Source organism: Kribbella catacumbae DSM 19601 (genome assembly GCF_000372465.1).
In the GTDB taxonomy this organism is placed as follows: Bacteria; Actinomycetota; Actinomycetes; order Propionibacteriales; family Kribbellaceae; genus Kribbella; species Kribbella catacumbae.
Genome location: NZ_AQUZ01000048.1, coordinates 58,312 through 67,054 on the forward strand (window position 1 = coordinate 58,312; position 8,743 = coordinate 67,054).

General features: G+C 65.7%; 10 protein-coding genes and 1 pseudogene. 8 read left to right on the forward strand and 3 right to left on the reverse strand.

Going from position 1 to position 8,743, the window contains the following annotated elements:
- The first annotated feature begins 255 nt into the window (after positions 1-255).
- From A3ES_RS0134845 to A3ES_RS53060, 7 genes and pseudogenes are all read left to right on the forward strand, one after another.
- Entirely contained in the window at positions 256-2,304 is a 2,049-nt protein-coding gene (locus tag A3ES_RS0134845) for a PQQ-dependent sugar dehydrogenase (RefSeq protein ID WP_040456288.1), read from the forward strand.
- A gap of 107 nt (positions 2,305-2,411) precedes the next feature.
- A pseudogene (locus A3ES_RS55705) lies at positions 2,412-2,959 on the forward strand (glycoside hydrolase family 88 protein).
- Positions 2,859-3,095: a glycoside hydrolase family 88 protein gene (locus A3ES_RS57280; protein WP_202806668.1), complete on the forward strand. Its 237-nt coding sequence runs from the start codon at positions 2,859-2,861 to the stop codon at positions 3,093-3,095. Before A3ES_RS55705 ends, A3ES_RS57280 begins: the two are co-directional and overlap by 101 nt.
- Before the next feature lie 278 nt (positions 3,096-3,373).
- Complete coding sequence (locus A3ES_RS0134865) at positions 3,374-3,733, forward strand: YciI family protein (RefSeq protein ID WP_020391479.1); 360 nt, start codon at positions 3,374-3,376, stop codon at positions 3,731-3,733.
- A gap of 131 nt (positions 3,734-3,864) precedes the next feature.
- Entirely contained in the window at positions 3,865-4,806 is a 942-nt protein-coding gene (locus A3ES_RS53055; protein ID WP_083933893.1) for a type IV toxin-antitoxin system AbiEi family antitoxin domain-containing protein, read from the forward strand.
- Positions 4,709-5,644, forward strand: a complete 936-nt coding sequence (locus A3ES_RS0134880) for a nucleotidyl transferase AbiEii/AbiGii toxin family protein (protein ID WP_020391482.1) — start codon at positions 4,709-4,711, stop codon at positions 5,642-5,644. Before A3ES_RS53055 ends, A3ES_RS0134880 begins: the two co-directional genes overlap by 98 nt.
- Positions 5,645-5,703: 59 nt before the next feature.
- Positions 5,704-5,874, forward strand: coding sequence for a YciI family protein (locus tag A3ES_RS53060; protein WP_020391483.1), 171 nt, complete (start codon positions 5,704-5,706; stop codon positions 5,872-5,874).
- Positions 5,875-6,036: 162 nt separating this feature from the next.
- Here the strand turns inward: A3ES_RS53060 and A3ES_RS0134890 are convergent, their stop codons facing one another.
- Positions 6,037-6,888, reverse strand: coding sequence for a class I SAM-dependent methyltransferase (locus tag A3ES_RS0134890; protein ID WP_157630902.1), 852 nt, complete (start codon positions 6,886-6,888; stop codon positions 6,037-6,039).
- Between the two features lie 70 nt (positions 6,889-6,958).
- On the opposite strand from A3ES_RS0134890, the gene A3ES_RS0134895 reads away from it, so the two are divergent.
- Positions 6,959-7,603 carry a PadR family transcriptional regulator gene (locus A3ES_RS0134895; protein WP_020391485.1) on the forward strand — a complete coding sequence of 215 codons (645 nt, stop codon included), beginning with the start codon at positions 6,959-6,961 and terminating at the stop codon, positions 7,601-7,603.
- Between the two features lie 98 nt (positions 7,604-7,701).
- Here A3ES_RS0134895 and A3ES_RS0134900 read toward each other — a convergent pair whose 3' ends face one another.
- Both A3ES_RS0134900 and A3ES_RS55715 read right to left on the reverse strand, forming a co-directional pair.
- A complete protein-coding gene (locus tag A3ES_RS0134900) occupies positions 7,702-8,250 on the reverse strand; it encodes a hypothetical protein (protein ID WP_020391486.1) in 549 nt (182 codons plus the stop codon).
- Positions 8,251-8,470: 220 nt separating this feature from the next.
- Positions 8,471-8,743 (reverse strand): transposase family protein (locus A3ES_RS55715; RefSeq protein WP_020391487.1); only part of this gene is annotated, 273 nt, incomplete at its 5' end.

An 8,743-nucleotide genomic window follows, 5' to 3' on the forward strand; every position in this document is an offset into this window, starting at 1 on the left:
CTCGGCTTGGCCGAGAGGCTCCGGACGCCCGTGCATACCCGTCTCCGGCTAGCAAACGCTTCCCTCGGCGTGTCGAGGCATCGGCGCGAGGTCGTGCGTGCGCAGCCGTCCGCGGTCGCCGCTTCTGTCCGGGGTGGAGGGAGAATTCGTTGTCACGGATCTTGACCGGGGTGCTACTGCGCGTCATGATCGGACGAGCCAATGGTTAGGAAACCTTCCTAACCAAACCTGCCCGCCCCCAGGTTGGAGCTCGCTATGAAATCACCCTGGCCGGCAATGCTCTCCGCATTGCTACTCATCCCTACCTCCGCGGCCGCCGTACCCGCGCCTGAACTCGCCCCGACCGACCATCAGGCAGAGAGCGGCACCATCTCCCAAGGAGTGGTCGAGTCCAACCACGCCGGCTACACCGGTACCGGGTTCGTGAACTACAACAATGTGACCGGCAGCTATCTGCAGTTCACCGTCTCGGCCGCGTCCGCCGGGCCTGCGAGCCTCGCCTTCCGTTTTGCCAACGGGACGACCACCGACCGGCCGATGACGATCACGGTGAACGGGCAGGCCGTTGCCACAGGCAAGTCTTTCCCCGGGACCGGCGCCTGGACGACCTGGCAGGAAGTCAGCGTCAATACCAGTTTGGTTGCTGGTAGCAACCTAGTCCGAGCCACCGCCACGACGGCCAACGGCGGGCCGAACCTCGACCGCCTGCGGGTCGACGCTCCGACAGATACCGAGCTCCCGACCGCTCCCGGCCAACCGGTCTGCAGCGACATCAGCTACAACGCTTTGACTCTGACCTGGCCCGCCTCGACCGACAACGTCGGGGTAGTTGCCTACGACATCTACAATCAGGGCCAGAAGATCGCCGAGGCACCCAGTTCGCCGTACCGCTTGGGCGGACTGCGACCTAACGCGCAGTACGAGCTCTCGGTCTTCGCCCGGGACGCGGCCGGCAATGTCTCGGCGACGAGCCCCGAGGCGGTCTGTACGACGACGGCCGATCCTGGCGACCCGACGCCGCCATCCGCTCCTGGTCAGCCGACGATCTCGGGTGTCGGCCAGACCAGCGCCACTGTGAGCTGGGCCGCCTCGACCGACAACCGCGGCGTCACGCAGTACGACGTCCGCAACGCCAACAACGCGGTCCTCGACTCGACCACCGGCACTCCGCCCGCGACGTCGAAGCAGCTGACCGCACTCGCCTGCAACACGGCGTACACCGTGCACGTCGTGGCGAAGGATGCCGCAGGCAACACTTCGGCGCAGAGCCCGACGGCGAGCTTCACGACGGGAGCGTGCGCCGGAGGCAACAATCCCGCGACACCGACTCAGGTCTCCAGCGGCTGGTCGATCCCGTGGGACATCGCCTGGGCGCCGGACGGCAGCTTCGCGCTGGTGACCGAGCGCGATTCCTTCAAGGTCTTCAAGATCAACAAGAACGGCTCGGGCAAGACCCAGGTCGGGACCGTGCCCAACAGCGTCACCACAGATGGCGAAGGCGGCCTGATGGGCGTCGCGTTCTCGCCGACCTGGAACGGCGGCTCGGACCAGCAGGTGTTCTTCATGCACACCGCTTCCGAGGGCAACCGGATCGGTCGGATGAACTTCAACGGCACCGCGCTGTCCGGCTACGCAGGAGTCTTCAGCGGGATGCGCAAGAGCCGCTACCACAACGGCGGCCGGATCCGGTTCGGCCCGGACGGCTTCCTGTACATCGCGATCGGCGACTCCCAGCAGAGCAACCTTGCCCAGGACAGGAACGCACTGAACGGCAAGATCCTCCGGATCACCAAGACGGGCGCCGTTGCCCCGGGCAACCCCTTCGGTACTGCGATCTACAGCTACGGCCACCGCAACCCGCAGGGACTCGCATGGGACTCGGCCGGCCGGCTCTGGTCGTCCGAGCTGGGCAACTCATCCGTCGACGAACTCAACCTCATCCAGCCCGGCAAGAACTATGGCTGGCCAACCTGCGAAGGAACGTGCAGCACGGCTGGGATGACGAACCCGAAGAGGACCTGGTCGGTGTCGTCGGCCTCGCCGAGCGGTCTCGCCTACGCCAACGGCGCGCTTTTCATGGCAGCGTTGCGCGGCCAGCGGATGTGGCGGATCACCCTGAGCGGCGAGAACGTCGGGACCGTCACCTCGCACTGGAACGGAACCTACGGCCGGCTGCGCGCGGTCGCGAAGGTGCCCGGTGAGAACGCGATCTGGTTCGGCACCACCAACGCCGACAACAACGGCGGCCAGCCGGATGGCTCGGACAAGCTCTTCCGTTCCAACCTCAGCACTGGCAAGAGGTGACCATGCTCAGAAGGCTTCGGCTGGCGGTGGTGTTGCTCTTGTTGATCTCATCGCCGGCTCAGGCAGTACGCAGTACTGACTGGTCTGTGGCGATGGTGGAGTCGACCATGGCCCGGTACACGCCCAGCACGCTCGGTGGGTGGTCCTACACCAACGGGCTCTACCTCTACGGGCAGTACCTGGTCTACCAGCGGACCCGCGACCCAAAGTACCTGGCCTACCTCAAGGTGTGGGTCGACCGGTTCGTCGACAGCAGCGGGAACATCAGCAACAGCTTCAACAACCTGGACAGCATGTTGTCCGGCCGCACCAAATGTGGGCCGACGGGGTCTTCATGGTGAACCCGTTCCTGGCGGAGTACGGCAGCGAATTCGGCGACTCGCAGTACACCGAGAAGGAGACAGTGGACCAGCTAGTGATCTACGCGAGTCACTTGCAGCGGTCCACGGGGCTGCTGCGGCACGCGTACGACGAGGCTCGCGAGCAGACCTGGGCCGACGACACCACCGGGCAGTCACCGGAGGTGTGGTGCCGGGCCGAGGGCTGGTTTCACCATCTCCCGCGCAGTCGAACGCGGGTACGTCGATCCGTCGTACCAGGCAGTCGCCGAACGCGGCTACCAGGGCGTACTGGCGAAGCTGACCCTCGACAGTGACGGGAGGACAAACCTGAAGGACATCTCAATCGGCACCAACGTGGGCGACTACGCCTACTACATGGCCAGAGAACAAGCCACGAACGACCGCCACGGCCTGGGTGCGTTCCTGATCATGAACGAACAACTCCGCTGAAAGCGAAGGCGCCGGTGCTGGGGCCCCGGCGCCTTCCCCCACCCGCACTCGTGCCGGACCGGCGGCGACATCGGCGGCGCCGCGTGATTGCCCAGCAACTGTCGCAGCTCTTGGTCGCGCGAAGGGATTCGGCACACACCTTCAGAGCGGTGCCCGACATCGCTAGGTGAGACGCGGCCGCCGTGAAACTTTTGCCGATCGCCTGTCGTATCCACCGGGCGCCGTTCGTAGCGTAGGTGGAGGCGGACAGCGGGTCCGCTCGAGCCGAAGGAGCAGCCATGCCCCAGTACCTCATCTACTTCAACCAGCAGTGGGTGGGCGACCACACCGAGGAGTGGTTCGGCGGGCGCGGGCCACTCGCCATGGCGGTCGTGAACGAGATGAAGGATGCCGGCGTCTACGTCTTCGCCGGAGGGCTGGAGGAAGAGGACGGCCCGGTCTACAGCGCCGACCCCACCAGCGGCGACGTGCTGTTCACCGACGGACCATACGTCGAGACCAAGGAGTTTCTCGGCGGGTTCGCTCTGGTGGAGGTAGCCGACGACGAAGCCGCCAAGATGTGGGCGGGCAAGATCGCGGAAGCCTGCGGCTGGCCGCACGAGATCCGCCGCTTCAAGCCACAGCGCCAGACCGAGTAACTCCACCACCGCGCTCGGCACAAATGGTGAGGAACCGACCACCTGATGCTTGAAAGGTACCAGCTCTGAACCACATCGAGCTCTGATAGTAACGTCTTGAGTGTTACCATTAAAGCGTTGAGGAGGTGAGTATGGTGCGTGCAGTAGATGTGTTGGAGTCGCTGGAGCTTCTTGGTTCCAGCCAGTGGAGCCTAGTGACCACGGCCCAGGCGTCCGAGGCAGGTGTGTCCAAGATGCACCTGTCTCGCCTTGCCGACCGTGGCACCGTCCAGCGTGTACGTCATGGCGTCTACGCGCTCCCTTCGGCCGACACCGGACCATTGCAAGGCCTGCGTGCAGCCTGGCTGGCCACCGGCAGTCGGCCGACGGGAAACCAGCCGCTGGCCGTAGTGTCTGGTGAGTCCGCAGCAGCCGTGCACGGGCTCGGTGACCTGCTGCCCTCCAAGTACGAGTTCACCACCGCAGTACGCCGGCAGACGACGCAGCCGGACACCCGGTACCGCAAGCGCGACCTGCCGGATGGAGACGTCACCTGGGTCAATGGGCTTCCGGTGACCACCGTCGCCCGTACCGTCGAGGACCTGGCCAGTGGCGGTACTGATTTCGACCACCTCGCCGTTGCGGTCCGCGATGCCTTCACCACGTCGAACGTCGCATCCGCCGCCCTTGTTCAGGCGCTTGAGCCGGCGGCGGAGCGGCTCGGATCTCCAGACGGACACGCCTTACTCCTCGCAGTACTGAAGGCAGCCGGCTACCAACCTGACCCCCAGCTGGCGGAGTTGGTGGCCCTGGAAACTCGGGAAGAACTCCTCCGAGCACTCATGCCTCAACTCGAGAACGCCATCACCCAGGCCATTGCCGAGCAACTCAGCCAACTGATGCCTAAGGTTGACGTCTCCCCAGAGGCAGGTCACCCAACGGCGCAGAAGCGCACAACACGAGATGCCGTCCGCCGGCAGAACAGGAAGGCCGACGATGGCGCAACCACTGACTCAGCTGGAAGCGAACCTCCTGAGACGGTCCCTGGGGACCAAGCTGGCCAACGAGGCCAAGAGCCGCGGCGTCGCGGCTGACCCGATCCGCAAGCAGTACATCTTCACGATCTTCCTCAGCCGCATCTTTCAGAACCACGACGCACCTTGGGTACTGCTCGGTGGGAACGCCCTGCTGATCCGGACCGGCGGCGGCCGATTCACCCAGGATATCGATCTGGCCCGCGAGACACCCTGGACCAGTCCCGAAGACGCGATGGCCGAGCTGCGGCAGCTTTCGGGCCAACCGCACCATGACGATCCGTTCGAATTCGACCTGTACTCAATGACCACCCAGCGGGAAGCCGACCCCTACGGTTATGGCACCGAAACCGCCAAGGTGAAGACTCGAGCCCTGCTGGGCGGTCGAGAGTTCGAGACTTTCAGCGTCGACCTCACCACCCGCCGACATATCGATGCCCCGGTTGACCAGGTGCCGCTGAAACCGATCATCGATCACGAGACCCTGCGAGACCTGCCCTCGGTCCCCACCACCCCGATCGAACCCCACCTTGCCGACAAGATCTGCGCCCTTTACGAACGGCACGGCCAAGACGGCGAAAAGGCGTCGACCCGCTACCGCGACCTGGCCGACATCGTCCGGATCGTTGCAGCGATCCCGTTCGATGCCGCCCGGCTGACCGCAGTCCTTCAACGCGAAGCCGGCCGACGCCAGATGACCCTGCCGAACAAGCTCCGAGCGCCGAGTCAAGACTGGGTCGTCGGCTTTCCCCGGTCCGCCGCGGGGTTCGCAGAGTACTCGCGAGACTACTGGGATCTGAACGCAGCACTGACGTTCTGCAGCACCTGCCTGGAAGAGATCCTCACCGGCCAACGAACAAGCGGCACCTGGGATCCAGAGCACCGCTCCTGGCAGTAGGACCACACCGCCGCGGCTCCCTCAGTTCGAACCATGAACCGATCACACCCCGCGGCGACGTGCTGTTCACCGACGGACCATACGTCGAGACCAAGGAGTTTCTCGGCGGGTTCGCTCTGGTGGACGTCGCCGACGACGAGGCCGCCAAGATGTGGGCGGGCAAGATCGCGGAAGCCTGCGGCTGGCCGCACGAGATCCGCCGCTTCAAGCCACAGCCCCAGACCAAGTAACTCCATCGCCGCGCTCGGCCCAAAGGTGAGCAACAGACCGCCTGACGCCTGATGGTCGACCCGCGACCTGATCGTGGAACGGCAGCCGTTCCACGATCAGGTCGCGGAATGCTCGGATCTGAACCTGTCAGCCAGGTCCGGTTGCAGGTTGGTGCAATCTGTTCAGCGTGCTCGGCGGGCGGTGATCAGCCAGGCGGCCGAGCCCAGTCGGACGCCGTCGGGCGTTTGGTGAGCTGCGAGCAGCGCCCGGAGGTTCGCGGTGGCCTGGGCGCGCTGCGCCTCGTCGGTACCGAGCAGGAGCCAGGCCGACTGACCCAACTGCCACGTGGTTCCCTGGTCGGCGTCGCTGCCCAGCCAGATCGATTGGTCGACGGCCTCGAAGGCGATTTCGGACCAGCCCGCGGCGGACAGCAATGGCTCGACCATGGCCGGGTCGCTCTGGGCAAACGGCCCGGGCGCGCCCGGCGGCGGCATCGGCAGATCGCGGCCGATTCGCAACGCCTCGAAGATCTCGCGCAACCACTCGTTCTCGGCCAGGCCGCGCCAGACGAAGATCGCAAGCCGACCGCTCGGCTTCGTCGCCGTGGCCAGGTTGGCGAATGCTGCCGCAGCATCGCCGAAGAACATCGTCCCGGTCCGGCTGACAATCAGGTCGTACGCCGCCACGCCGAAGTCATGCACCTGCGCGTCAGCCTGAATGAACTCCACCGCCAGCCCAGTCCCCCGCCGGCGAGCCACTTCGAGTTGTGCGGTGGAGAGGTCGACCCCGAGGGCACGCGAACCCGGTGCCGCGCGGACCAGGTCGATAGCGACCTGACCAGAGCCACAGCCGACATCCAGGATCCGGTCTCCCGGACCCACGTTCGCTGCGGCCAGGAGTGCAGGGTGGTAGCCGGCCAGGGCACGGTCATAGAAGTCGGCGTACTCGGCCCAGTAGCTGCCGTGCTCGCCGTCCCAGTCGCGGAGTTGGCGGCTGTTGCTCGGGTCGACATCAAGTGCCAGGGCCTTGCTCATCGGGTTCATCTCCTTGGCCTACATACTCCCAAAGAGAGTATGTGTTAGCTTTACTCCCAAAGGGAGGGTCATGTCAAGAGCGCTCACCACCACCACGTACGGCGTACTCGGGTTGATCGCGGTCCGTCCGTACTCGACGTACGAGCTGGCCAAGGCGATGGGGCTCAGCGTCGGAAGGGTGTGGCCCCGCGCCGAGAGCAAGCTGTTCGAGGAGCCCAAGAAGCTGGTGGAGCACGGCTACGCCCGGGCACGCGAGGACAAGGTTGGGCGGCGCCCACGGACGGTCTACTCGATCACAGCCGCCGGCCGACGGGCCCTGGCCGAATGGATTGCCGAGCCCGGTGACGGGCCGGTGCTCCAGTTCGAAGGGCTGGTCAAGCTCATGTTCGCCGATCGCGGCAGCCGGGCCGACGCGTTGGAAACCATTGCGCGGGCCAGGGCCTGGGCGGTCGAGATGAACGCCGACAGCATCGCCGCGGGCGAACGCTTCGCCGAGGGTGAGGGCCGGTACGAGGAGCGCCGCGCCACCACCCTGCTGGTGGGCGCGTTCCTGACCGACTTCTACGCGCTGGTGGCGCAGTGGTCCGAGTGGGCGGCGACCGAGGTGGAGGGCTGGCCCGACGATATTGCGAGCCACCGGATCGCACCCGAACTGACCCAGGTCGTGTTGGCGCGTGCGAGGTGGTCACAATCGGACGACCCCAGCGAGATCTGATGGCGCTGTCGTCCTAAGCCTGCAAGCCGAGGATGCAAACGGAAGGCGCCCGACGGCCACCGGCCGGGTGAAGCTTCGACAGGTCATGAGCTGCGTGGTTACGACACGCGCGGTTTCTCCACGGTGACCCACGTCGGACTTTCTGCATCCGGGACTCGGTCTTGGGGCGACCAGGCGCCCGCAACGGCCAGCGGTACAGGATTCTCCGGTTCAGGCCTGACGGAGGTGAGGCCGTTGCCGCGGGCTTCGAGCTCGGCGGCGTAGGTGGGGTCGATGCGGTCAAGCGTGATCATGATGAGCCCGGACACCGGGTGCGGCCACGTCGAGGTAACCCTGGTCGGCAGCCTGAGCTCCTCCTGCCTGCGCATGAGGCCCAGTACCCACTGCAGGGTCCACTCGGTCTCCTGCTCGGCCGGCTGCCACCGCCTGAAGCGAAGCAACTCGGGGAACTGTACGAGCGGAGGGATCTCTATCCGCGCCCGGAGCATCTCCTCATGTACCGGGATGCTGATGGCCAGGACCACCCGATCACCGCCGTGCTCGACATTCTCCGTGAGCCTGGCGTCCGTGTCCGGATTGCGCTCGACCCACTGCCGGACGACCGGCAGATCTGGTGAGGCTGTCGCCGGAACCTCGCCATAACGCATGCCAACCACCTCTCACACCCGAGTCTTCAGGGAAACATGCTGAGCGGCGGCAGGTACAGACGCCGGTCACTCGGGACCCCAGGCTCCTTGGACGAACTGATGTCGGCCGCCGACCAGATCGGTCTGCCCAGGAACGAAGCCGAACGGACCATCACCTCAGGACTGACCCGCCACCCACGGGCCCGACGCTGATTCATAACCTTGGAACAGTGAGGTTTTCTCACCGGGTTGGTCGTTGAAGGTGCAGGAGAACGAGGGCGGCGGCGGTGATGGCGCCGATTCGCCAGGGGTCGAGGGTGACTCGTTCGAGTGCTTTCCAGGTGCGTTTCAGCAGGGCGTTGGCGCGTTCGGCGGGTGCGCGGAGCGTGTTGATCATCGCGTTGCGGGCCTGGTTGTCGTCGGCGAGGTTGCGTCCCTTGGTCGGGACGATGATGCCGATGCCGGCGCCTTCGTAGCCCTTGTCGGTCAGGGTGGGCAGTCCGCGGGCGGCGGC

Excerpts from the sequence above, each read along its gene's own strand:
- A3ES_RS0134845 (WP_040456288.1), top strand. The coding sequence starts at position 256 with ATGAAATCACCCTGGCCGGCAATGCTCTCCGCATTGCTACTCATCCCT.
- A3ES_RS0134865 (WP_020391479.1), top strand. The coding sequence starts at position 3,374 with ATGCCCCAGTACCTCATCTACTTCAACCAGCAGTGGGTGGGCGACCAC.
- A3ES_RS53055 (WP_083933893.1), top strand. The coding sequence starts at position 3,865 with ATGGTGCGTGCAGTAGATGTGTTGGAGTCGCTGGAGCTTCTTGGTTCC.
- A3ES_RS0134880 (WP_020391482.1), top strand. The coding sequence starts at position 4,709 with ATGGCGCAACCACTGACTCAGCTGGAAGCGAACCTCCTGAGACGGTCC.
- A3ES_RS0134890 (WP_157630902.1), bottom strand. The coding sequence starts at position 6,888 with ATGAGCAAGGCCCTGGCACTTGATGTCGACCCGAGCAACAGCCGCCAA.
- A3ES_RS0134895 (WP_020391485.1), top strand. The coding sequence starts at position 6,959 with ATGTCAAGAGCGCTCACCACCACCACGTACGGCGTACTCGGGTTGATC.
- A3ES_RS0134900 (WP_020391486.1), bottom strand. The coding sequence starts at position 8,250 with ATGCGTTATGGCGAGGTTCCGGCGACAGCCTCACCAGATCTGCCGGTC.